A 22,527-nucleotide genomic window follows, 5' to 3' on the forward strand; every position below is an offset into this window, starting at 1 on the left:
TAAACCGGGGTCATAGGGAGAGACCACATGACGCGATCCAACGCGCCCGCCTACATGACCGGCTTCGGCAATCATTTCGCGACCGAGGCCGCGCCCGGCGCCCTGCCGGAAGGCCAGAACTCGCCGCAGAAGACGCCGATGGGGCTGTACGCCGAACAGCTGTCGGGCACGGCCTTCACCGCGCCGCGCGCCGAGAATCTGCGAAGCTGGCTCTATCGCCTGCGGCCCTCGGCCCAGCACGGCCCCTATGTCGCCTTCGACCAGGGGCGGGTCCGCTCCGGCCCGTTCGACGAGACGCCGCCCAATCCCAACCGGATGCGCTGGGACCCGCTGCCGATCCCCGAGACCCCGACCGACTGGGTCGAGGGGCTGACGACCTATGGCGGCAACGGAGAGCCGGACGCCGGCGCCGGGGCGGGCGTCCACCTGTATGTCGCCAACCGCTCGATGACCGACCGCGTCTTCTACGACGCCGACGGTGAACTGCTGATCGTGCCGCAGGATGGGGCGCATCGGTTCGTCACCGAGATGGGGGTGATCGAGGCCCAGCCGGGCCATATCGTCCTGATCCCGCGCGGGGTGCGGTTCCGCGTCGAGGTCGAGGGGCCGGTGCGGGGCTATGTCTGCGAGAACTACGGCGCACCGTTCCGCCTGCCGGACCTGGGCCCCATCGGCGCGAACGGCCTGGCCAATCCGCGCGATTTCGAAACGCCCGTCGCGGCCTATGAGGACGTGGATCGCCCGACCCAGTGCGTGCAGAAATACGGCGGCCGCCTGTGGGCCACGACCTTCGATCACAGCCCGCTGGACGTGGTGGCCTGGCACGGCAATCTCGCGCCCTGCCGCTATGACACGGCGCGGTTCAACACCATCAACACGGTCAGCTACGACCACCCGGACCCGTCGATCTTCACCGTCCTGACCAGCCCGTCCGAGACGCCCGGCACGGCCAACATCGACTTCGTCATCTTCCCGCCGCGCTGGATGGTGGCCGAACACACCTTCCGCCCGCCATGGTTCCACCGCAACGTCATGAGCGAGTTCATGGGGCTCGTGACCGGCGCCTATGACGCCAAGGTCGGCGGCTTCGCTCCGGGCGGGGCGTCCCTGCACAACCGGATGAGCGGGCACGGGCCGGATCAGGCCAGCTACGAAGGCGCGATCAGGGCCGAGTTGAAGCCGCACAAGATCGAGAACACCCTGGCCTTCATGTTCGAAACCCGGATGCCGATCCGCATCACGAAATGGGCGTCGGAAACGCCGCAGATGCAGCTGGACTATGACGACGTCTGGTCGGGCTTCGCCAAGGGACAGGTATCATGATCCGCGTTTCGATGATCGCCGCCGCCGCGCTTCTGGCGGCCGCCTGCACGCCGCAGACCACGACGGGCGCGGGTTCGGACGCGCCGATGCAGAGCGCCGAGGCCTCGGCCTGCGCCACGCGCGGCGGGACGATGAAACAGGTCGGGCGGCTGCAGTCCTGGCAGTGCGTGATCAGCTATGCCGACGCCGGCAAGCGCTGCATCGACGGCGCGCAGTGCCAGGGCGACTGCCGCGTCGAGGGCAATACGGGCGTCTCGGCGGGAACGGCGACGGCGGGCGTGTGTCAGGCGACCAGCGACCGCTTCGGCTGTCACGCCACGGTCACGGACGGCAAGGCCGGCCCGACCCTCTGCATCGACTGATCGCCGGACAGGAAAAAGCCCCCGTCGCGAACGACGGGGGCCGGTCCATCCGTAAACGGATTTAGTGGGTCGAGGGCGTGTTGGACGTGGTCATGCCGCCGTCGGCGTTGCCGCCCTGTTGCTCGACACGGTCGGCCTTGCGGTCGGCGTTCTTCTCGACCTGATCGGCCTGGGCGTTCAGAGCGTCCTTCTGGGCCTCGGTCGGGGCGGTGGCGGCCTGGGCCTCCAGCTGGTCGGCGCGGGCTTCGCCCGTGGCCTCGATGGCGTCGGCCTGCTTTTCGGCGGCCTTGTCCGCAGCGCTTTCACCGCAGGCGGCGACGCCCGACAGCACGAACAGCGATGCGGCGGCGATGGCGAACTTTTTCATTTTCGTTTCCTCTCCTGTTGGAGACGGGGAAACGTCACGGCGGCGGTTCGGTTCACGCCGCCGTGAGATTTGCGTGATCGCCTAGTTTCCGGCCTCGGCGAAGGCGACGCGGGCGGCGCCCAGCAGGGCGGCGTGCTTGTGCATGATCACCTTGGTCGGGATTTCGGCCATATAGTCCTTGAACCGGCCCTTGCGCTCGAACCGCTGGCGGAAGGGGCTGGCCTTGATGAAGGGCAGGATGCGCGGAACGATGCCGCCCGCGATATAGACGCCGCCGCGCGCGCCGGTGGTCAGAGCGATGTCGCCGGCGACCGCGCCCAGGATGGCGCAGAAGCGGGCCAGGGTCGCGCCGCAGGGGCTGTTCGGATCGGCCAGGGCGGTCTTGGTGATCTCGGCCGGATCGTCCACGTGGGTCTCGCGTCCGTCGATCTCGGCCAGGGCGCGGTGCATGTTCAGCAGGCCGGGGCCGCAGATCAGACGCTCGATCGAGACGCGGTCATAGCGGCGGCGCAGGATGCGCAGGATTTCGTCCTCGACCGGATCGCCGGGGGGGAAGCAGGCGTGGCCGCCCTCGGACGGCATGGCCATCTCCTTGCCGTGGGCGTCGCGCACCAGGGCCGCGACGCCGAAGCCGGTGCCGGGACCCAGCACGGCCACGGTGGAATGCGGATCGCCATCGACCGGCCCGCCCAGGCTTTCCAACTGGTCCGCCGGCACCACGGGCGCGCCCCAGGCCAGGGCCTCGAAGTCGTTGATCAGCTTGACCGGCTTCAGGCCCAGGGTCTGCAGCTCGCTTTCCGACACCTGCCAGGGCGAGTTGGTCAGGTCGATGGCGCCGTCGGTGACGGGGCCGGCGACGGCGATGACGCCGCCGGTCGGCTTGACCTCGCAGCCGTCGATGAAGGCGGCGACGCCCTCAAGGAAGGTCGGATAAGTCTCGGCCGGGAAGCTGTCGTGGTGGTCCAGCACGGGCTGTCCGTCCACCATGCGGGCCAGGGCGAAGCGGGCGTTGGTGCCGCCGACGTCGCCGACGAGGAGGGTCTTGTCATTCATTTCAGGCGTTTCCTGCGGTCGGTTCGGTGGATCAGGCGTCCACGGTCCGGTCGACGAAGTTGGGGTTGGGCGGCGTGTCGTCGTGACCGCGCGATCCCGGCGGAATGGCGAAACAGACGGTCGCCCCCTGTTCGGCGGTGGTGACGACATGGCGGAAGGCGCCGAACAGTTCGCGGCCATAACCCCAGGACGAACCCTCGGCGTTGGCGGCGGATCGGGCGGCGGCGGGGCGGGCGGTCAGGTCGGCGACGCCCACGGTGGTCAGCACCCCGGCCTCGGCGTCCAGACGGATGATATCGCCGTCCTTCACATGGGCCAGGGGGCCGCCGGCCAGGGCTTCGGGCGAGACGTGGATGGCGGCCGGCGTCTTGCCGCTGGCGCCCGACATCCGGCCGTCGGTGACGAAGGCGACCTTGAACCCCTTGTCCTGAATGACCGACAGGGCGGGCGACAGGCTGTGCAGTTCGGGCATGCCGTTCGCCTTCGGCCCCTGGAAGCGCAGGACCACGACCACGTCGCGGAACAGCTTGCCGTCCTTGAAGGCCTGTAGCGCGTCTTCCTGGGTTTCGAAGACGGCGGCGGGCGCCTCGACGATGCGGTTCTCGGGCTTGACCGCCGAGATTTTGATGACCGCCCGGCCCAGGTCGCCCTTGACCAGACGCAGGCCGCCCTCGCGGTCGAACGGGTCGGAGGCGGGACGCAGGATGTCCCGGTCCAGGCTCTCGCGCACCCCGTCGCGCCAGACCAGTTCGCCGTCCACCATCGACGGTTCCTGGAAATAGGCCTCGATCCCGCGCCCCATGATGGTCGTGACGTCGGTGTGGATGTTGCCGGCCTGGGCCAGCTCGCGAGCGATGAAGGCGACGCCGCCTGCGGCCTGGAAGGCGTTCACATCGGCCGAACCGTTCGGATAGACCCGCGCCAGCAGCGGCGTGACCGAGGACAGTTCGTCCATGTCGGTCCAGTCGATCAGCACCCCCGCCGCCCGCGCCATGGCGACCAGGTGGATGGCGTGGTTGGTCGATCCGCCGGTGGCCAACAGGGCCACGATCATGTTGACGATGGCTTTTTCGTCGATGACGTCGGCCATGCGGCATTCGCCGCTGCGGGCCAGCTCGACCGCCCGTTTCGCCGCCGCCGCCGTCAGGGCGTCGCGCAGGCCGGTGTCGGGATGGACGAAGGCGGTGGAGGGCATGTGCAGCCCGCCCAGCTCCATCATCATCTGGTTGGAGTTGGCGGTGCCGTAGAAGGTGCAGGTGCCGGGCGAATGATAGCTGCCGATCTCGCTTTCCAGCAGGGTCTGACGATCGACCTTGTTCTGGGCGTATTCGGCGCGGACGCGGGCCTTTTCCGCATTGGGAATGCCCGACGGCATGGGGCCGGCGGGGGCGAAGACGACGGGCAGGTGGCCGAACGCCAGGGCGCCCATGAACAGGCCGGGCACGATCTTGTCGCAGACGCCCAGCATCAGGCCGGCGTCGAAGGCGTCGTGGGTCAGGGCCACGCCCGCCGACATGGCGATGACGTCGCGGCTGAACAGCGACAGCTCCATGCCCGGACGCCCTTGCGTGACGCCGTCGCACATGGCGGGCGTGCCGCCGGCGACCTGGGCGGTGGCGCCGACTTCGCGCACGGCCGCGCGCACCACGTCGGGGAAGCGCTCGAACGGCTGGTGGGCCGACAGCATGTCGTTATAGGCGGTGACGATGCCCAGGTTCGGCTTGGACCCGTCCATCGCGGTCAGTTTGTCGGCGATGGTTTGGCCGGCGAAGGCATGGGCCCAGTTGGCGCAGGACAGTTTGGCGCGGCCCGTCCCGCTGTCGCGGGCGGCGTCCATGCGCCGGATGTAGTCGGCGCGGGTCTCGCGGCTTTTTTCGACGATGCGGGCGGTGACGGCCGCCACGGTGGGGTGAAGCGCCATTAGCCTTCCTCCGTCCACAGAACTTCAAGGGGAACGCCGGCGGCGATCAGTGCGGCGATGGGCTGGACCTTGGGATCGCCCTTGGACTGTTCCTCGAAGACGCGACGCTTGGCGGCGCCCTTCAGGCCCAGGATCACGCGACCGGCGGACATCAGATAGGGCAGGTTGATCGACAGGCGTTCCAGGCTCGGCGCCATGCCGTCGCGACCGTGCGGCACACCCAGCACCGTGGCCTTGAGCGTCGGGGTCAAGAGGGTCTTCAGCGTCGGACTTTCGGGGAACATGGAGCAGATGTGTCCGTCCTCGCCCATACCGAGCAGCACCGCATCGAACCGACCGCCGGCGTCCGCCAGGGCCTTGGCCGCGACCATGGCCGCCCGGTCCACGGTGACCTCGGGCGTATAGAGGGGGATGAAGCGCGCGGCGGCCGCCCTGTCCTGCAACAGCACATCGCGGATCAGGCGGGCGTTGGACTCCGGCGAGGTCTCGGGGACGTAGCGTTCGTCCACCAGGGTCACGGCGACCCTGGACCAGTCCAGATCGGTCGTCGCCAGCCGCCGATAGACGGGGGCGGGGGTCGAGCCGCCGGGGCCGGCGAACAGGGCCGAGCCCGTGTCGCGCACGGCGGCCGACAGGGTCTCGCTCAGCCGGGCGGCGATGGCCTCGGCCCAGGCGTCGACGGTGGCGAAGGTTTCGATGGAATAGGTCATTCTAACAGTCCTCCCTGCCGTCATCCTCGGGCTTGACCCGAAGATCGGACGCGGCGGCAGGAAAGACTCCACACGTCATCGCACTAGCTCGCGGAACACCCGGTCCTCGGGTCAAGCCCGAGGATGACGGAGTGATTTTGATCAGATCACGCATCTGTCGTGTTCCAGTCGCGGCCGGTTCGCATCATCAGCATGTCGGCGCTGTCGGGGCCCCAGGTTCCGGCGACATATTCGTCGGGTTTCAGGCCGGATTCGGCCCAGGCTTCGGACACCTCGTCCACCCATTTCCAGGCCTGTTCCGCCTCGTCGCGGCGCACGAACAGAGTGGAATCGCCGGCCATCGCATCCAGCAGCAGACGCTCATAGGCGATGCGGCGGCGCGGCGGGGCGTCGCCCTTGCCATCGACACCCCACGACAGGCTCATCTTGATCGGCTGAAGCTGCATCCGCCGGTCCAGGCCGGGGCGCTTGTTCATCACGGTCAGGGAGATGTCTTCCTCGGGCTGCAGCTCGATGATCATGCGGTTGGCCTTGACCTCTCCGCGATCGTCGCTGTCGAAGATCGAGTGGGGCACCGGCTTGAACTGGATGACGATCTCGGTGCGCTTCTCGGGCAGGCGCTTGCCGGTCCGCATGAAGAAGGGCACGCCGGCCCAGCGCCAGTTGTCGATGTCGGCGCGGATGGCGACGAAGGTTTCGGTGTCCGAATCTTCGCCCCGCTCCTCGTCATAGCCCTTGGCCGGCTTGCCCTCGCTGGTCCCGGCGACATACTGGCCGCGCACGGTGACGCGCTCGGCCTCGTCGGGGGTGATGGGGCGCAGGGAGCGCAGCACCTTGACCTTCTCGTTGCGCACGGAGTCGGGGTCCAGGTCGCTGGGCGGCTCCATCGCCACCAGGCACAGCAGTTGCAGCATATGGTTCTGCAGCATGTCCCGCAGCGCGCCGTATTCGTCGTAATAGGGCCAGCGGTCGCCGACGCCCACCGTCTCGCCGATGGTGATCTGGACGTGGTCGATCGACAGATTGTTCCACAGCGGCTCGAAGATGGTGTTGCCGAACCGCAGGGCGATCAGGTTCTGAACCGTCTCCTTGCCCAGATAGTGGTCGATGCGGAACACCTGCTTCTCGCTGAAGGCATGGGCCACGGCGTCGTCGATTTCCAGGAAGGATTTCAGGTCGCGCCCGACCGGCTTTTCCAGAACGATGCGGCAGTTCTTCTCGGCCAGACCGGCCGCCTTCATCGCGGTGACGATGCGGGCGTAGAGCGAGGGCGACACGGCCAGGAAGGACGTGACCGCGCCGTCGCCGACCTTGTCCTTCAACGGCTTCAGGCTGTCGGGCGAGGTGGCGTCCACGGCCAGATAGTCCAGCCGCGCCTTCATCCGCGCCCAGCTGTCCTCGTCCCAGGCCTTGTCGGCCTCGGCCTTGGTCTTCACCGCGTCGTGGACCTTGGCGACATAGTCGGCGGCGCTCTCGTCCGAACGCGCGGCGCCGATGATCTTCAGCCCCTCGGGCAGCAGGCCGTCGTGTTCCAGGAAATACAGCGACGGCAGCAGCATGCGCATCGCCAGATCGCCGCCGCCGCCGAACAGAATAAGAGCCGCCATGGAAATTTCCCTTCAGCGATCCCGCTTTGTGGGACCGACGCCGTTAAGGTGCAGGTTGGCCTTTGCCCGCTTCGGCGCGCGAGGCCAACACATCCAGCACGTCCTGAAACACCATGTTACGGGCATGGAGAAGAACGAGCAGGTGATAGATCAAATCCGCGGCCTCGCAGGCGAGTTCCTCGTCAGGGCCGGCGACCCCGGCCAAGGCCGTCTCCACCCCCTCTTCGCCGACCTTCTGGGCGATGCGTTTGGGGCCTTCGGCGATCAGCCGGGCGGTCCAGCTTTCGGACGGATCGGCGGCGGCGCGGCGGGCGATGGTCTGTTCCAGACGGGCGATGCGGCCCAGGCCCGGCGCGTCGGCGTCGCCGAAACAGCTGGTGCGGTGCAGGTGGCAGGCGTCGCCGACAGGCCGCACGCCTAGAACCAGGGCGTCGCTGTCGCAGTCGGCGGTCAGGGAGACGACATGCAGCCGGTCGCCCGAGGTCTCGCCCTTCCTCCACCGCCCGCCGCGCGAGCGTGAGAAGAAGGTGGCCTCGCCCGACTGGATCGTCTCATCCAGGGCGGCGCGATCCATATAGGCCAGGGTCAGCACCTGAAGGGTGGCGGCGTCCTGCACCACCACGGGAACGAGGCCGTTCCCTTTTTCGAAGTCGATGGTGTCGGGGTCGATCATTTTTTTCCGCTCATCCCCGCGAATGCGGGGACCCAGTTCTTTTGTCTGACGGGTGTTGGATGGAGGTCCGTGGTGGATCGGCGACGATGATCGCCCAAAGCGCTGGGTCCCCGCATTCGCGGGGATGAGCGGAGATTTGGCGTCATATCCGCATCTCCTGCCCTTCGCCGGCGAGATACCGCTTCAGGTCAGGAATGGCGATGGCGCCGGTGTGGAAGACGCTGGCGGCCAGGGCGCCCGACACGTCCGCCTGGTCGAACACGTCGCGGAAATGCTCCGGCGCGCCGGCCCCGCCCGAGGCGATCAGGGGGATGGTCAGCCGCTCGCGGGCCGCCGCCAGCTGCGCGATGTCATAGCCCTTTCGCACCCCGTCCTGATCGATGCAGTTCAGCACGATCTCGCCGGCGCCCAGGGCCTGGGCCTCGTCCAGCCAGTCCAGCGTCCGCTTGCCCGCATGGCGGCGCGCATCGGGATCGCCGGTGTATTTGTGGACGACCCATTCGCCGTCTTCCAGACGACTGTCGACGCCGACGACGACGCACTGCGATCCCAGCCGTTCGGCCATTTCCGCGATCAGTTCGGGCCGCTCCAGCGCGGGCGAGTTGATCGACACCTTGTCCGCCCCGTGGTCCAGACAGCGCGCCGCCTGCTCCACGCTGCGGATGCCGCCCGCGACGCAGAAGGGAATGTCCAGCAGCCGGGCGATGTCCCTGATCCAGCCGTAGTCCAGCGTCCGCCCCTCGGGGCTGGCCGTGATGTCGTAGAAGACCAGTTCGTCGGCGCCTTCGTCCCGATAGCGCGCGGCCAGTTCGGCCGCGTCGCCCATGTCGGCATGGCCCACGAACTTCACGCCCTTGACGACCCGGCCGTCCTTCACGTCGAGGCAGGGGATGATCCGGCGGGCGGTCATGGGACCGCCCTCTCGCCTGGGAACGGGGCGGTCATGCGGCGGCCGCGATGGCTTCGGGCAGGGTGAAGCGGTTTTCGTAGAGGGCGCGGCCGACGATGGCTCCGTGGCAGCCCAGGGCCTTGATCGCCCGGATGTCCTCCAGCGAAGACACCCCGCCCGAGGCCTGAAGCACCAAGTCGGGGCGACGGCGGCGGATTTCGGCCAGAAGCTGCAGATTGGGTCCGGTCAGGGCGCCATCCCGGCCGACGTCCGTGACCAATATGTGTTTCGCCGTCCCCTCGGGATAGCGGTCCAGCGCGTCCCACAGGGTCACGCCCGACGACTGGGTCCAGCCCTTCAGGGCGGGAACGGGCGCGCCGTCCTCGATCTTGACGTCCAGGGCCAGGGTGATGTGCTCGACGCCATAACCCTTGAGCCAGGCCGCCACATCGTTGGGCTGGGTCACGGCGAGCGAGCCGACGACCACGCGCGACACGCCCGCATCCAGCAGCTTGGCGACGTCGTTGGCGCCGCGAACCCCGCCGCCCGACTGGATGTTGACGTCGATGGCCTGGGTCAGTTCGCCGATCAGGCCGTGCTGACGCGCCTCGCCCGCCTCGGCGCCGTCCAGGTCGACGATGTGAATCCACTGCGCCCCCTCCGCCGCGAAGGCGGTCAGTCGGGCGGCCGGCTGTTCGTCATACCGCGTCACCTGGTCGAACTTGCCGTGCATCAGGCGCACGCAGACGCCGTCCTTCAGGTCGATGGCGGGATAGATCAGCATGGGGTCGGTTTCCGGTCGTCATCCTCGGGCTCGACCCGAGGATCAGGTGTGGGGCGGCCCATGCGCATCCGTCGTCGCATGAGCGATAGAAGGTCCGATCCTCGGGTCGAGCCCGAGGATGACGGGGCGGGGAGAGCGGCGCGGCTCACACCGCAAGCTCCAGGAAATTCTTGAGGATGGTCGCCCCGGCCTCGGCCGAGCGTTCGGGGTGGAACTGGCAGCCCCAGCGGTTGGCGGATCGCACCATGGCTGGAACCGGCCCGCCATAGTCGGCGCGGGCCAGGGTGGCGGGTCCGTTCGGGCAGACGAAGCCGTGGACGAAATAGGCGTAGGCGCCGTCGGCGACGCCCTCCAGCAGCGGATCGTCGCGGTCGCGCGTCAGACGGCTCCAGCCCATGTGCGGCACGGGCAGGGGCGCGTCCGGCTCAAGCCGCCGCACCGTACCGGGGATGAGGCCCAGCATCTCGACATCCTCCCCCTCGTCGCTGCGCTCGAAAAGCAGTTGCTGGCCCAGACAGACGCCCAGCAGGGGGCGTTCGAAGGCGCGCAAGGGCTCGATCAGGTTCAACGCCGCCAGCCGCGACATGGCGTAGCCCGCCGCCCCGACGCCGGGCAGGACGACCCGCTCGGCCTCTGCGATCACAGCCGGTTCGGCGGTCAGGCGCACGGTCGCGCCCAGCCGCTCCAGCGCGAACTGGACCGAGGCGATATTGCCCGCGCCATAGCTGATGACGGCGACCTCGGTCACAGCACCCCCTTGGTCGAAGGCACCGCGTCGCCCTCGATGCGGATGGCCTGGCGCAGGGCGCGGCCGAAGGCCTTGTAGACGGCCTCGGTCTTGTGGTGGTCGTCCTGGCCCGTGACGGTGATGTGGACGGCGGCACCCATGGCTTCGGCCAGCGAGCGGAAGACGTGGGCCGTCAGGTCGGTGCGGTAGTCGCCGATATAGGGTGTCTCGAACGTCCCTTCGAACAGCGGATAGGGGCGGCCCGACAGGTCGATGGAGACGGTCGCATTGGCCTCGTCCATCGGCAGAACGAAGCCGTAACGCGCGATGCCTTTCCGCTCGCCCAACGCCTTTTTCAGCGCCTGACCGAGCGCGATGGCGCTGTCCTCGATGGTGTGGTGCGGGTCGGTGTGCAGGTCGCCTTCGCATTGCAGACGCAGCGAGAAGCCGCCGTGGGCCGCGATCTGCTCCAACATGTGATCGAAGAAGCCGACGCCGGTTTCGATCTTCACCGGGCCGGGCGCGTCCAGATCGACGGCGCAGACGATGCGCGTCTCCTTGGTGTCGCGCACGGCCTGACCGACGCGCGGCGCGCGGCGCCTGGCGGGCGTCAGGCCGAAGGCGGCCAGCAGCCGGTCATTGACCTCGGGCTTGATGGAGATGGGCAGGCGCAGCCGCTCGCCCGACAGGTCGGCCTCGACGCCATAGGCTTTCAGACCGGCCAGGACGGCGGCGGGGTCTTCCGGCCGCGTCAGGACGATGGGACCGACGCCGGGTTCGACGGGCGTCAGACGGCCCAGCTCGCGGGCGACCCGCTCGCGCTCGCGCCGGACGGCGGCGATGCGTTCCGCCGTCTCGATCATCCGCGACGGGTCCAGCGCCTGCTGCGCCAGCCGCACCAGCGGTTCGGGCAGGGCGTAGGGTTCCAGCACCGAGGCCAGCCGGGCCAGCGTCCGGGGCTGGGCGATGGCCGTCCCGACCCGCGCGCCCGCCAGCCCATAGGCCAGCGACAGGCTGCGCAGCACGATCAGGTTCGGCTGGTCCTTGACGACCGTGACGGCCGATTTGCTGTCGGAAAACTCGATCAGTCCCTCGTCCACGACCAGCAGGGCGGGGGCGACGCGGGCGGCCATTTCCGCGACCGCCTCGGGCGAACCCAAGGCACGGACGACGACGACGGCGGGATCGCCCTTCGCCGGATAGATGGCGCTCAGACTGTCATAGGGTTCGGCCTGGGGCGCCTGGACCGAACCGCCGTCGCGGGCGGCGAGGCGCCAGGCCAGCTCCAGCCCGTGGGTCAGGCCGCGCACCGGCAGGACCTGATCGACGGGCGTGGCGTAGATGGCGGCCATGCGGGCGGCCAGCGCCGGGGCGTCGCCCGGATAGCGGTCCAGACCTTCGCCGCCGGAGACCAGCGGGGAATAGGGGGCGGGCAGGGTCATCGGCGGCCTTTGTCGGGGAGGCTCGGGGTGAGGCGTGCTAGTGAGCAAGGCGTGAGCTTGAGAGCGTCGAAATCAGCACAGTCCCGCTCACCTCTTTGCTCACCAGCACTCTTCACTGAAACCGTTCTAAAGTCCCTCATCCTTCGCTCCTCAGATCGGCGGCGCGGGCGTGGGCTTCTAGGCCTTCCATCCGGGCCAGACGGGCGGCGATGGGGGCCAGGGCGCGGGCGCCGGCCTCGGTGACGAGTTGCACCGACATGGTGGTCATGAAGCTGGCGGTGGTGACGCCGCCCAGCGTCCTGGCCCCGCCGTCGGTCGGCAGGACGTGGCTGGGGCCGGCGGCGTAGTCTCCCAGCGTCTCGGCGGCGAACCGGCCGACGAAGACGGCTCCGGCGGCGTTGATGGACTCCACCAGCGGTTCGGGATCGTCGATCTGGATCGCCAGGTGTTCGGGGCCATACAGATTGGCGACTTCGGCGGCGGCGTCCAGGTCACGGACCAGGATGGCGCGGGCTTCCTGCAGCGACGCGCGAGCGATGGCTTCGCGCGGCAGGGTGGCGACCTGAACCTCGACCTCGGTCAGGATGTAGTCGATGGTGGCGCGGCTGGTGGAGACCAGCAGAACCTGCGCGTCCGCATCGTGTTCGGCCTGGCTCAGCAGGTCGGCGGCGACGATCTCGGGCGCGGCGTCGCGGTCGACGATGACCATCAGCTCCGACGGCCCGGCGGGCATGTCGACGGCGGGGCCGCCCGGCAGGGCGGACGCCTGCTTCTTGGCCTCGGCCACATAGGCGTTGCCGGGTCCGAACAGCTTGTCGCAGGCCGGGATGATCCCGTCCTCAAGTTCGACGCCGAAGGTCAGGGCGGCGATGGCCTGCGCCCCGCCCATCAGCCAGAGGGCGTCCAGACCGGCCTCGGCGGCGGCCAGGATCATGGCGGGGTGGACGCCGCCCTCCTTGTCCGGCGGTGTGACGGCGATCCGTTCGCCCACGCCCGCGACCCCGGCCGGGATGGCCAGCATCAGCAGGGACGAGAACAGCGGCGCCGTGCCGCCCGGAACATACAGGCCCGCCGAGGCGATGGGCCGCCACGCCAGTTTGGAGCGCACGCCGGGCGTGGTCTCGACGAAGGGGGTGTCTTCCGGCCGGGTCGCCTGGTGGAAGACGCGGATGTTGTCGGCCGCCATCCGCAGGGCGCGCACGTCGCCAGGGGGCAGGGCGTTGCGGGCGTCCGCCACCGTCTGTTCGGTGATGGCGATGCGGCGCGGCGGGGCCTTGTCCAGCTTGAGGCACCAGTCGGTCACGGCCGCGCCGCCGCGCACCCGCACGTCGTCCAGAATGGTGCGGACCACCTCGGTCACGTCGCCGGCGGTGCGTCGGGACGGGCGGGCGAGCGCCGCCGTCTTTCCAGCGGCGTCGAGCGACGACCAGTCGATGCGTTTGAACAGGTCGCCCATCACATCATCTTCTCGATGGGCAGGACCAGAATGGCCGAGGCGCCGGCGGCCTTCAGCTTCTCCAGCGTCTCCCAGAAAACGGCCTCCTGGCAGACGGCGTGGACCGCCACCGCGTCGTCGCGGCCCGACAGGGGCATGACGGTGGGCGAACCGGCGCCGGGCAGGATGGCGGTGATCTGGTCCAGCGCGGCGCGCGGCGCGTTCAGCATGACGTATTTGGCGCCTTGCGAGGACACCACGCCCGCCATCCGTTCGATGATGCTGTCCAGCAGGGGCTGCAGGCCGGGTTCGGGCGCGGTCGGCGACTGGATCAGCACGGCCTGGCTTTCCAGAACCGTATCCTTGGCGCCCAGGCCATTGGCCTCCAGCGTCGCGCCGGTCGAGACCAGATCGCAGATGGCGGCGGCCAGTTTCAGCCGGGGCGCGACCTCGACGGCGCCGCGCATGACGACGATGTCGGCCTGAACCCCGCGCTCGTCCAGGAACCTGCGCAGGATCTTGGGATAGGAGGTCGCGATGCGCAGGCCCTCCAGCGAGGCCGGGCCGTCATAGGCCAGGCTCGGCGGCGTCGCGAGTTTCAGCGTGCAGCGGCCGAAGCCCAGCGGCATGACGATGGAGGCGTTCGGCCCCCCGTTGCGGCCTTCCTCCAGCACGTTCTCGCCGACGATTCCCAGATCGCAGACCCCGTCCGCCACGAAGGTCGGAATGTCGTCGTCGCGCACGCGCAGCAGGTCGATGGGATAGTTTTCGACCCGATACAGCAGGTCGTTGTGGCCCTTGACCCATTTCAGGCCCGCGTCCCGGATCAGGTCCAGGCTGCGGTCGGCCAGACGGCCGGATTTCTGGACGGCGATGCGGAGCCGGCCCTGGACAGTGCTCATGTTCGGATTCTCAGTCTTTCAGCCGGTCCAGGGCGATGCGGTATCCCTGATGCGGCATGTCTTTCAGATAGCGGGCGACGCGGACGACGGTGGTGGGGCTGGCATGGGCCTCGGCCGCGATCTCGCGATAGGACTTGCCCCCGGCGTCCAGCAGACGCGCGACCTGCCACCGCTCGGTGAAGGCGCGCAGTTCGGCGGGCGTACAGAGATCGGCCAGAAAGGCGTCGATCTCCTCGCGCGTCTGCATCGACAGCAGGGCGTCATGAAGGGCGGCGCGGGTGGGCGGGGTCGTCATGCGTGTTCCATTATGGTGTAACGATGGAACGGTCAAGGGGGAGAGGAGTGTTAGTGAGCGAAGTGTGAGCGTGGCGCGGTCGAAATCCAAGCTCACCTCTTGCTCACCAGCACTTCTCACTCATCCGCCACTCGCCACTCGCCACTCGCCACTCGCCACTCGCCGCTCTAAATGCGTCCCATGACCAAGGTTCTCATCATCGGCGCGGGACACGCGGGCGGCTCCGTCGCGGCCTTTCTTCGGCAGTATGGCCATGAGGGGCCGATCGTTCTGGCGGGCGAAGAGGATGCGCCGCCGTATCAGCGGCCGCCCCTGTCCAAGGCGTGGCTGAAGGGCGAAGCCGACCTGGAGGCCCTGCTGCTGCGGCCTCTGAGCTTCTACGCCGAGCAGAACATCGACTTCCGGCCTTCCTCCGTCGCCGTGTCCATCGACCCGGAGGCCAAAACCGTCGCCTTCCGCGATGGGGCCAGCGAGACCTATGACGTGCTGGTGCTGGCGACCGGATCGACGGCGCGCAAACTGCCGGTTCCGGGCGGCGACCATCCCGATCTGCTGGAGTTGCGGACGCTGAAGGACGCCGAGCGGCTGAAGGCCGCTCTGGGGCCGGGGCGGCGTCTGGCGGTGGTCGGCGGCGGCTATGTCGGGCTGGAGGCGGCGGCGTCCGCCCGCGCGCTGGGGGCCGAGGCCATCGTCATCGAGCGGGCGCCGCGCGTGCTGGCGCGGGTGGCGTCTGAAACGCTTTCGGCCTTCTTCACCGAACAGCATCGGGCGCGGAGCGTCGAGATTCTGACGGGGGCCGAGGTGGTCGCCGTGACGCGCGACGGCGTGACCCTGGCCGACGGAACCGTGGTTCGGGCCGATGCGGTGCTGGTCGGGGTCGGCGCCCTGGCCTGCGACGGCCTGCCCCGTTCGGCGGGCCTGCGGTGCGACGGCGGAGTGGTGGTGGACGATCAGGCGCGGACCAGCGATCCCGCCGTCTTCGCCGTCGGTGACATGACGCGCCGCCCGATCCCGGTCCACGGCGGGGTGCATCACCGGCTGGAGAGCGTGCCCAACGCCCTCGAACAGGCCAAACAGGCGGCCGCCGCCATCGTCGGTCGGCCCGGGCCGGCGCCCGAGGTTCCGTGGTTCTGGTCGGACCAGTACGACTACAAGCTGCAGATCGCGGGTCTGCCGTTCGCGGCGGATCGTCAGGTGGTGCGTGGCGACCCGGCCGCCGGAAGCTTTGCGGTGTTCCATCTGGCCGGCGACCGCATGGTCTGCGTCGAAGCAGTCAATGCGCCGCCGGAGTTCATGGCCGGCAAACAACTGATCGCTAGGGCGACGCCGGTGGACGCGGACAAGCTGGCGGACATGGCGGTGTCGATGAAGGCGGTTGCGGCCTGATCGTCTCCTCCCGCGAAGCGCGGAGGAGGCGTCGTCGCCGCAGTGCAACAAAACTGTTGCGCTTTCCGTTCCGAGGCCCTCACTCTGTGGTTTCTTCTCGGCGGGGCGGATGACGAAAGCGTTCGACGAAATGAGCGGCGGCGGGTCAGGTGCGATCCGCGACAGCTACAAGACCCTGGCGGCCTGGCTTGAAAACGCGCCGGCCGACCTATTGCAGGCGCGCTCGCGTCAGGCGGAACTTTTCTTCCGCCGGATGGGCGTCACCTTCGCCGTCTATGGCGACGAGGAATCCAACGAACGTCTGATCCCCTTCGACGTGGTGCCGCGCATCATCGGCGCCGACGAATGGGGCGGGCTGGAAAAGGGGTTGAAGCAGCGCGTCACCGCGATCAACGCCTTTCTGAAGGATATCTATGGCGCGCAGGAATGCATCAGGGCGGGCATCGTCCCGGCCGACCTGATCCTGACCAATCCGCACTATCGGCCCGAGATGCAGGGCCGTCGTCCGCCGGGCGACGTCTGGTGCCATATCTCGGGCGTCGATCTGGTCCGCACGGGCGAGGACGGCTTCTACGTTCTGGAAGACAACTGCCGCACCCCGTCCGGCGTCTCCTACATGCTGGAGAACCGCGAGATGATGATGCGGCTGTTCCCCGACCTGTTCGCGGAACACGCTGTGCGGCCGGTCGAAATCTACACTGACATGCTGTTGCGCTCGCTGCAGGCGTCCGCACCGGCCGGGGCGGGGGCCGATCCGACCATCGTCGTGCTGACGCCCGGCCCGTTCAACTCGGCCTATTATGAACACAGCTTCCTGGCCGACAAGCTGGGGGTGGAGCTGGTCCAGGGCACCGACCTGTTCGTCAACGACGACACGGTCTTCATGCGCACGACCGAGGGGCCGAAGCGGGTGGACGTCATCTATCGCCGCATCGACGACGACTTCATCGACCCCCTGACCTTCATGCCCAACTCCACCATCGGGGTGCCGGGGCTGATGTCGGCCTATTTCGCGGGCCGGGTGACGCTGGCCAATGCGGTCGGGACGGGCGTGGCGGACGACAAGGCCGTCTATACCTATATGCCCGAGATCATTCGCTTCTTCACCGGCGAAGACGCCATATTGAAGAACGTCCCGACCTGGCGATGCCGCGAACCGGACGCGCTGAAGGCGGTGCTGGATCGGTTGCCGGAACTGGTGGTCAAGGAGGTGGGCGGATCGGGCGGCTACGGCATGCTGGTCGGGCCGACCTCGACCAAGGCCGAGATCGAGGATTTCAGGGCCAAGCTGATCGCCGACCCCGACGACTTCATCGCCCAGCCGACGCTGAGCCTATCGACGGCGCCCACGCTGAACGGCGGAGCCCTGTCGCCGCGCCACGTCGATTTGCGGCCCTTCGTCCTGTCCAGCCCGGCGGGCGTGCGCGTCGCGCCCGGCGGGCTGACGCGGGTGGCGCTGAAGGAAGGGTCGCTGGTGGTCAACTCCAGCCAGGGCGGCGGAACCAAGGATACCTGGGTGCTGGACAACTGATGCTTTCACGCACCGCAGACAGCCTCTACTGGACCGGCCGCTATATGGAGCGGGCGGACTTTCTCGCGCGCATTCTGGAGGCGGCGATCCGTCTCGCCGCCCTGCCGGCCAAGGATCAGGCCGCGGTCACGGCCTGGGCCGGCGCCATCGCCTCGTCGGGGGTGAAGTCCAGTTTCGACGCGACCGGCCGCACGGTGTCGGAGAAGTCGGTGCGGGAATATCTCGCCTTCGGCTCGGACAATTCGACCTCGATCAAGGCCTGCATCACCAAGGCCAGGACCAATGCGCGCTCGGTGCGCACCGCCCTGACCATCGAGCTGTGGGAGGCGATCAACGGCGCCTGGAACGGGCTGAACGAACTGGGCGAGCCGACAAAGCGCGACGACTTCACCAACTTCCTCGACTTCGTGAAATCGACGTCCCTGGCGGTCGAGGGGGCCTCGTCGCGGACGATGTTGCGCAACGACGCCTACTGGTTCCTGCGCCTGGGCATGGCGATCGAGCGGGCCGACAACACCGCTCGCCTGCTGGACGTCAAATACCATCTGCTGCTGCCGCCCGGCGAACGGGTCGGAGGACAACTGGACTATTTCCAGTGGACGACCCTGCTGCGCGAGGTTTCGGCCCTGACCGCCTATCGCTGGGTTTACCGCGAGAGCGTGCGTCCGTGGCTGGTTGCGGACCTTCTGGTGCTGAACCGCCAGATGCCGCGTTCGCTGGCCTCGTGCCAGGGGATGATCGTCAGCTATCTGGAGCGGCTGGCGACCGATTACGGGCGGCGCGGCCCGGCGCAGCGGCTGGCCTCCAACCGCCTCAGCCAGTTCAACGAGGCCAAGATTGAGGACATCTTCCAATCCGGCCTGCACGAATACATCCAGAACTTCCTGAACGAGAACAACGCCCTGGCCGGCGCCATCCACGAACAATATCTGGTCTGACCATGCGGATACGGATCGACCATTCCACCCGCTACGCCTATGCGCGCCCCGCGCGGTTCATCGTGCAGATGCTGCGACTGACGCCCAAGTCGTGCGAGAGCCAGCAGGTGCGCGACTGGCGCATCGAAACCGATGTGGACGCCCGGCTGCGCCGCAGCGAGGACGCCTTCGGCAACATCGTCCACAGCCTCTATACCGAGCGGCCCACCGACGCCCTGACCATCCGCGTCACCGGCGAGGTCGCCACCGTCGACACCGGCGGGGTGGTGAAGGGCCAGGCCGAACGCCTGTCGCCGTTGGTCTATCTGCGCGAAACCCCGATGACCAAGGCGGACGCCGGCATCGTCGATTTTGCTCGTGCGATCCCCGAAGGCGCGACGCTGAACCGGATGCATCGCCTGATGAGCGCGCTGAAGGAGGCGGTGGCTTTCGAGGTGGGATCGACCTCGGCCAACCACACCGCCGCCGAGGCCTTCGCTCAACGGCGCGGCGTCTGTCAGGACCATTCGCAGATCTTCATCGCGGCGGCGCGGCAGATGGGGGTGCCGGCGCGCTACGTCTCGGGCCATCTCAGCCGTCAGGACGGACGGCACGATCAGGACGCCGCCCACGCCTGGGCCGAGGCCTGGGTCGAAAACCTGGGCTGGGTCGGTTTCGATCCGGCCAACGGCGTCTGTCCGACCGAACACTATGTCCGCGTCGCCGTGGGGCTGGACGCGCGCGGGGCCACGCCGATCCGGGGCGCGAGCTACGGCGGCGGTCAGGAGAGCCTGACGGTCGCCCTGAATGTGCGGCCGGTGCAACAGAGCCAGCAACAACTGCAATCCAGCGGATGGCCCCGATAGGCATGATGCACGAATCTGTTAGCGTCGGGGGATTCGCAACGCGGGGAGCGAATAGAGCGAAGTGACCTATTGCGTAGGCATGTTGGTGGACGAGGGGTTGGCGATGATCGCCGACACGCGCACCAATGCGGGCGTGGACAACATCTCGTCCTATCGAAAACTGCACCTGCTCCAGTCTCCGGGCGAACGGATGCTGGCGGTGGCGACGGCGGGCAATCTGTCGGTGACGCAGACGGCGCTGGCCATGGTCGCGGCCGGGATCAAGCTGCCGGACTCGGCCGCACCCGAAACCCTTCAGACGGTGCCGACCCTGTTTCGCGCGGCGCAGCTGCTGGGCCATGCGATGGCCAGCGTGCGCGCCAGCATCAATACCCCGCCGACGCCGGCCGCCGACGCCCTAAACGTCTCGGCGTCCATGCTGCTGGGCGGTCAGATCGCGGGCGGCAAGATGGGCCTGTATCTGATCTATGGTCAGGGCAATTTCATCGAATGCGGGCCGGACACCCCCTATCTGCAGATCGGCGAGCTGAAATACGGCAAGCCCATCCTGGACCGCGCCCTGCGTAGCGCGACGCCGCTGTCGGAGGCGGTGAAGCTGGGGCTGATCTCGTTCGATTCCACCATCCGCTCCAATGTCGCGGTCGGGCCGCCCCTGGATATGGTCGTCATTCCACGCGACCGCCTGACCGGCGTCGCGCGGCGCATCGAGGCCGAAGACCCCTATTTCCGCGATCTGGCACGTCGCTGGTCGGAAGCCATGGCCTCGGCGCACAAGGCCATTCCCGATCCGACCTGGTTGAATGCGGGCATGGAGACGGCCCCGGCGCCGAAGGCGATGTCCGCCGTCGGTTGATATTGCGATTTGCTCGCATTTCTTCTTGTGCGACAAAATGAAGCTGGTTATTGCGACCGCATCGCAAAATCAGACCAAAAGGTCGCAACAAAATGTCCGACTCCCGCGCCGCCTCCCTTCGTGCGCTTTTGTTCGCCTCTAGCGCCGCCGGAATGCTGGTCGCCGCACCGGCCTTCGCCGCCGACGCCGCGGAGGATGTGATCACCACGGCTGACCAGCAACAGCCCGCCAACCTGGGCACGATCGACGTCAACGGCCAGGTCAAGAAGCCGGCGCCCGTCAGTCCCGAGTTCGTCGCGCCGCTGGTCGATACGCCGCGCGCCATCACCGTCATTCCCCAGGCCATTATCGAACAGACCGCCGCCTCGTCGCTGCAGGATCTCTTGTCCAATTCGCCGGGCATCACCTTCGGCGCGGGCGAGGGCGGCCAGCCGCTGGCCGACCGGCCGTTCATTCGCGGCCAGTCCTCGGGCAACAACATCTTCGTGGACGGTCTGCGCGACACCGGCGGCCAGCAGCGTGAAGTCTTTAATCTGGAGCAGGTCGAGGTCATCAAGGGGCCGGACGCCGTCTATTCGGGGCGCGGATCTGGCGGCGGCAGCATCAATCTGGCGTCGAAATCGCCCAAGCTGAACGTCTTCAACAACATCTCGGCCGGCGTCGGGACGGACGATTATCTGCGCGGTACGATCGACAGCAATCTGCCGCTGGGCGAAACCGCCGCCCTGCGCATCAATCTGATGGGCGCCCGGGGCGACGTGCCGGGCCGCGACGCTGTCGATTACGACAAATGGGGACTGGGTCTCAGCCTGGGCGCGGGGCTGGGCACGCCGTCGTCGATGGTTTTCAGCTACTACCACCTGACCAGCGACCAGATGCCGGACTACGGCATTCCGCTGTTCACCAAGATCCAGAACCGCACGACCGACAGCGGCGTTCTGGACGTGCCCTACAGCAGCTTCTACGGCCTCAAGGCGCGCGACTACATGACCAATAAGGTGGATACGTTCACCTTCAAGGCCGAATACCGTCTCAGCGACTTCGCCACGGTGCGCAACGTCAGCCGCTATTCCGAGACGCTGAACGACTACATCGTCACCAACCCCGGCGACGGCGGCTATGTCGGTCGCGCGGCCGATGGGACCTACTGGATGAAGCGCGGGACCAAGACGCGCTGGAATCCGGTCACGACCCTGGCCAATGTGACGGACGTCTATGGCCAGTTCGCCACGGGCGGGATCAAGCACAGCTACGACGTCGGCGTGGAGCTGTCGCGAGAGCGGAACCGCAATGCGACCTATTCGGCCTACACCACCTCGGGCGCCGCCTGTCCCACCGGCCTGACGACGGTGGTCGGTTCGCCGCCGACCGCGAACGGAGCCTCGGGCGTGGGCGACTGCACCCCGGTCTATAATCCCAATCCCGACGACGCCTGGACCGGCGTGATCAATCGCGGTCCGACCAGTTCGAACACGACCGAGGCCGTCGGCGTCTATGTCAACGACAGCATCGCCCTGACCGAGCGTCTGCTTCTGAATCTGGGCGTCCGCTGGGACCAGTATTCGGTTAAGGGCGTGAACGCCGTGCTGGGCTCGCCGTCCTCCACTGCGGGCGTGTGGAATGTCGCCGGCTACGTCCCCGTGCCGAAACGCACCTGGGAGTTCACCAACTATCAGGTCGGTCTGGTCTATAAGCCGACGCAGAGCAGCAGCGTCTATGCGTCCTGGTCCACCGCCTCGACGCCGCCGACCATCTCGGCGGGCGACCAGAACGCCTCGGGCGGAACGGGCACGGTCGACGGCGTGGCCAATACGGTGCTGGACCCGGAGGACACCGAAAGCTTCGAGATCGGCGCCAAGGCCAATGTGTTCCACGACCGCCTGGCCCTGTCGGCGGCGGCCTTCCACCTGACGCGCAAGAATGCGCTGATCCTGGTCCAGCCGAACATCTTCCGTCAGGAGGGCGAGGTCGAGGTCAAGGGTGTCGAGCTGGGCGTGTCGGGCAACATCACCCCGAACTGGACCGTGTTCGGCGGCTATACCTATATGGACTCCGAGCTGACCAGGGCGGCCAGGGTCTTCACCGCCGCCACGCCGCCGGTGGAAATCGTCAATCCGCTGCAAGGGCTGCCGCTGGCCAATACGCCCAAGAACAGCGCCAGCCTGTTCACCACCTATCGCCTGACGCCCAGGCTGACGGTCGGGGGCGGGGTCTATTACACCTCCAAGTCCTTCGGCGGGAACCAGGGCGGGGCCGGCGGCGGGAACAATCGCATCTATGCGCCGTCGTGGACGCGGCTGGACCTGTTAGCTGCCTATGACGTGACCGACCGCGCGACGCTGCAGCTGAACGTCAAGAACGCCACGGACGAGGACTACATCATCCGCACCAACGGCGTTCACCACGCCGATGTGGCGGCGGGACGTCAGGCCATCCTGGCCCTGAACCTGCGCTTCTAAAGACCGCTTCCCCCGGTCTATCCTG

The 22,527-nt window shown here is 68.0% G+C and carries 21 protein-coding genes; 8 read left to right on the forward strand and 13 right to left on the reverse strand.

What is annotated here, in order from left to right; translation table 11 throughout:
• The first annotated feature begins 27 nt into the window (after window positions 1-27).
• Both hmgA and SH203_RS13200 read left to right on the forward strand, forming a co-directional pair.
• Complete coding sequence (gene hmgA / locus SH203_RS13195; protein ID WP_200808946.1) at window positions 28-1,323, forward strand: homogentisate 1,2-dioxygenase; 1,296 nt, start codon at window positions 28-30, stop codon at window positions 1,321-1,323.
• A complete protein-coding gene (locus SH203_RS13200; RefSeq protein ID WP_087121410.1) occupies window positions 1,320-1,685 on the forward strand; it encodes a hypothetical protein in 366 nt (121 codons plus the stop codon). Before hmgA ends, SH203_RS13200 begins: the two co-directional genes overlap by 4 nt.
• Before the next feature lie 61 nt (window positions 1,686-1,746).
• Here the strand turns inward: SH203_RS13200 and SH203_RS13205 are convergent, their stop codons facing one another.
• The 13 genes from SH203_RS13205 to SH203_RS13265 all read right to left on the reverse strand — a co-directional run bounded on the left by SH203_RS13205 (window position 1,747) and on the right by SH203_RS13265 (window position 14,490).
• Window positions 1,747-2,052 carry a hypothetical protein gene (locus tag SH203_RS13205; protein WP_087121411.1) on the reverse strand — a complete coding sequence of 102 codons (306 nt, stop codon included), beginning with the start codon at window positions 2,050-2,052 and terminating at the stop codon, window positions 1,747-1,749.
• Window positions 2,053-2,133: 81 nt separating this feature from the next.
• On the reverse strand, window positions 2,134-3,105 hold the full coding sequence (glk, locus tag SH203_RS13210) for a glucokinase (protein WP_087121412.1): 972 nt from the start codon (window positions 3,103-3,105) through the stop codon (window positions 2,134-2,136).
• A gap of 31 nt (window positions 3,106-3,136) precedes the next feature.
• On the reverse strand, window positions 3,137-5,026 hold the full coding sequence (edd, locus tag SH203_RS13215; RefSeq protein WP_087121413.1) for a phosphogluconate dehydratase: 1,890 nt from the start codon (window positions 5,024-5,026) through the stop codon (window positions 3,137-3,139).
• Window positions 5,026-5,736 (reverse strand): 6-phosphogluconolactonase, encoded by a 711-nt coding sequence (pgl, locus tag SH203_RS13220; protein ID WP_200808947.1) that lies wholly within the window; start codon window positions 5,734-5,736, stop codon window positions 5,026-5,028. The genes edd and pgl overlap by 1 nt, the downstream gene beginning before the upstream one ends.
• Window positions 5,737-5,882: 146 nt before the next feature.
• A complete protein-coding gene (gene zwf, locus SH203_RS13225; RefSeq protein WP_087121415.1) occupies window positions 5,883-7,343 on the reverse strand; it encodes a glucose-6-phosphate dehydrogenase in 1,461 nt (486 codons plus the stop codon).
• Between the two features lie 43 nt (window positions 7,344-7,386).
• A complete protein-coding gene (hisIE, locus tag SH203_RS13230; RefSeq protein ID WP_087121416.1) occupies window positions 7,387-8,016 on the reverse strand; it encodes a bifunctional phosphoribosyl-AMP cyclohydrolase/phosphoribosyl-ATP diphosphatase HisIE in 630 nt (209 codons plus the stop codon).
• Between the two features lie 142 nt (window positions 8,017-8,158).
• Window positions 8,159-8,926, reverse strand: a complete 768-nt coding sequence (gene hisF, locus SH203_RS13235) for an imidazole glycerol phosphate synthase subunit HisF (RefSeq protein WP_087121417.1) — start codon at window positions 8,924-8,926, stop codon at window positions 8,159-8,161.
• Window positions 8,927-8,957: 31 nt separating this feature from the next.
• A complete protein-coding gene (gene hisA, locus SH203_RS13240) occupies window positions 8,958-9,689 on the reverse strand; it encodes a 1-(5-phosphoribosyl)-5-[(5-phosphoribosylamino)methylideneamino]imidazole-4-carboxamide isomerase (RefSeq protein ID WP_087121418.1) in 732 nt (243 codons plus the stop codon).
• Window positions 9,690-9,834: 145 nt separating this feature from the next.
• Complete coding sequence (hisH, locus tag SH203_RS13245) at window positions 9,835-10,437, reverse strand: imidazole glycerol phosphate synthase subunit HisH (RefSeq protein WP_087121419.1); 603 nt, start codon at window positions 10,435-10,437, stop codon at window positions 9,835-9,837.
• A complete protein-coding gene (gene hisB, locus SH203_RS13250) occupies window positions 10,434-11,858 on the reverse strand; it encodes an imidazoleglycerol-phosphate dehydratase HisB (protein ID WP_087121420.1) in 1,425 nt (474 codons plus the stop codon). The genes hisH and hisB overlap by 4 nt, the downstream gene beginning before the upstream one ends.
• A gap of 136 nt (window positions 11,859-11,994) precedes the next feature.
• Window positions 11,995-13,314 carry a histidinol dehydrogenase gene (gene hisD / locus SH203_RS13255; protein ID WP_087121421.1) on the reverse strand — a complete coding sequence of 440 codons (1,320 nt, stop codon included), beginning with the start codon at window positions 13,312-13,314 and terminating at the stop codon, window positions 11,995-11,997.
• Window positions 13,314-14,195: an ATP phosphoribosyltransferase gene (hisG, locus tag SH203_RS13260; protein WP_087121422.1), complete on the reverse strand. Its 882-nt coding sequence runs from the start codon at window positions 14,193-14,195 to the stop codon at window positions 13,314-13,316. Before hisG ends, hisD begins: the two co-directional genes overlap by 1 nt.
• A gap of 10 nt (window positions 14,196-14,205) precedes the next feature.
• Window positions 14,206-14,490, reverse strand: a complete 285-nt coding sequence (locus SH203_RS13265; RefSeq protein ID WP_087121423.1) for a YerC/YecD family TrpR-related protein — start codon at window positions 14,488-14,490, stop codon at window positions 14,206-14,208.
• Window positions 14,491-14,670: 180 nt separating this feature from the next.
• Between SH203_RS13265 and SH203_RS13270 the strand changes: the two genes are divergently transcribed.
• The 6 genes from SH203_RS13270 to SH203_RS13295 all read left to right on the forward strand — a co-directional run bounded on the left by SH203_RS13270 (window position 14,671) and on the right by SH203_RS13295 (window position 22,502).
• Entirely contained in the window at window positions 14,671-15,876 is a 1,206-nt protein-coding gene (locus SH203_RS13270; RefSeq protein WP_087121424.1) for an NAD(P)/FAD-dependent oxidoreductase, read from the forward strand.
• Between the two features lie 109 nt (window positions 15,877-15,985).
• A complete protein-coding gene (locus SH203_RS13275) occupies window positions 15,986-17,407 on the forward strand; it encodes a circularly permuted type 2 ATP-grasp protein (RefSeq protein ID WP_087121425.1) in 1,422 nt (473 codons plus the stop codon).
• Complete coding sequence (locus tag SH203_RS13280; protein ID WP_087121426.1) at window positions 17,407-18,345, forward strand: alpha-E domain-containing protein; 939 nt, start codon at window positions 17,407-17,409, stop codon at window positions 18,343-18,345. Before SH203_RS13275 ends, SH203_RS13280 begins: the two co-directional genes overlap by 1 nt.
• Before the next feature lie 2 nt (window positions 18,346-18,347).
• The gene (locus SH203_RS13285; protein ID WP_087121427.1) at window positions 18,348-19,190 is read left to right on the forward strand and encodes a transglutaminase family protein; all 843 of its coding nucleotides are present in this window, start codon (window positions 18,348-18,350) and stop codon (window positions 19,188-19,190) included.
• Between the two features lie 61 nt (window positions 19,191-19,251).
• A complete protein-coding gene (locus tag SH203_RS13290) occupies window positions 19,252-20,043 on the forward strand; it encodes a peptidase (RefSeq protein ID WP_087121428.1) in 792 nt (263 codons plus the stop codon).
• A gap of 92 nt (window positions 20,044-20,135) precedes the next feature.
• Window positions 20,136-22,502, forward strand: a complete 2,367-nt coding sequence (locus SH203_RS13295) for a TonB-dependent siderophore receptor (RefSeq protein ID WP_087121429.1) — start codon at window positions 20,136-20,138, stop codon at window positions 22,500-22,502.
• The last annotated feature ends 25 nt before the right edge of the window (window positions 22,503-22,527 follow it).

The organism is Brevundimonas sp. SH203, from assembly GCF_002157625.1.
Taxonomy (GTDB): domain Bacteria; phylum Pseudomonadota; class Alphaproteobacteria; order Caulobacterales; family Caulobacteraceae; genus Brevundimonas.

Bases quoted from the DNA above. Each gene is read 5' to 3' on its own strand.
- edd (WP_087121413.1), bottom strand. From the start codon at position 5,026: ATGGCGCTTCACCCCACCGTGGCGGCCGTCACCGCCCGCATCGTCGAA.
- SH203_RS13265 (WP_087121423.1), bottom strand. From the start codon at position 14,490: ATGACGACCCCGCCCACCCGCGCCGCCCTTCATGACGCCCTGCTGTCG.
- SH203_RS13275 (WP_087121425.1), top strand. From the start codon at position 15,986: ATGACGAAAGCGTTCGACGAAATGAGCGGCGGCGGGTCAGGTGCGATC.
- glk (WP_087121412.1), bottom strand. From the start codon at position 3,105: ATGAATGACAAGACCCTCCTCGTCGGCGACGTCGGCGGCACCAACGCC.
- SH203_RS13280 (WP_087121426.1), top strand. From the start codon at position 17,407: ATGCTTTCACGCACCGCAGACAGCCTCTACTGGACCGGCCGCTATATG.
- SH203_RS13200 (WP_087121410.1), top strand. From the start codon at position 1,320: ATGATCCGCGTTTCGATGATCGCCGCCGCCGCGCTTCTGGCGGCCGCC.
- SH203_RS13285 (WP_087121427.1), top strand. From the start codon at position 18,348: ATGCGGATACGGATCGACCATTCCACCCGCTACGCCTATGCGCGCCCC.
- hmgA (WP_200808946.1), top strand. From the start codon at position 28: ATGACGCGATCCAACGCGCCCGCCTACATGACCGGCTTCGGCAATCAT.
- SH203_RS13205 (WP_087121411.1), bottom strand. From the start codon at position 2,052: ATGAAAAAGTTCGCCATCGCCGCCGCATCGCTGTTCGTGCTGTCGGGC.
- hisB (WP_087121420.1), bottom strand. From the start codon at position 11,858: ATGACCCTGCCCGCCCCCTATTCCCCGCTGGTCTCCGGCGGCGAAGGT.
- hisIE (WP_087121416.1), bottom strand. From the start codon at position 8,016: ATGATCGACCCCGACACCATCGACTTCGAAAAAGGGAACGGCCTCGTT.
- zwf (WP_087121415.1), bottom strand. From the start codon at position 7,343: ATGGCGGCTCTTATTCTGTTCGGCGGCGGCGGCGATCTGGCGATGCGC.
- hisG (WP_087121422.1), bottom strand. From the start codon at position 14,195: ATGAGCACTGTCCAGGGCCGGCTCCGCATCGCCGTCCAGAAATCCGGC.
- pgl (WP_200808947.1), bottom strand. From the start codon at position 5,736: ATGACCTATTCCATCGAAACCTTCGCCACCGTCGACGCCTGGGCCGAG.
- SH203_RS13295 (WP_087121429.1), top strand. From the start codon at position 20,136: ATGTCCGACTCCCGCGCCGCCTCCCTTCGTGCGCTTTTGTTCGCCTCT.
- hisF (WP_087121417.1), bottom strand. From the start codon at position 8,926: ATGACCGCCCGCCGGATCATCCCCTGCCTCGACGTGAAGGACGGCCGG.
- hisD (WP_087121421.1), bottom strand. From the start codon at position 13,314: ATGGGCGACCTGTTCAAACGCATCGACTGGTCGTCGCTCGACGCCGCT.
- SH203_RS13270 (WP_087121424.1), top strand. From the start codon at position 14,671: ATGACCAAGGTTCTCATCATCGGCGCGGGACACGCGGGCGGCTCCGTC.
- hisA (WP_087121418.1), bottom strand. From the start codon at position 9,689: ATGCTGATCTATCCCGCCATCGACCTGAAGGACGGCGTCTGCGTGCGC.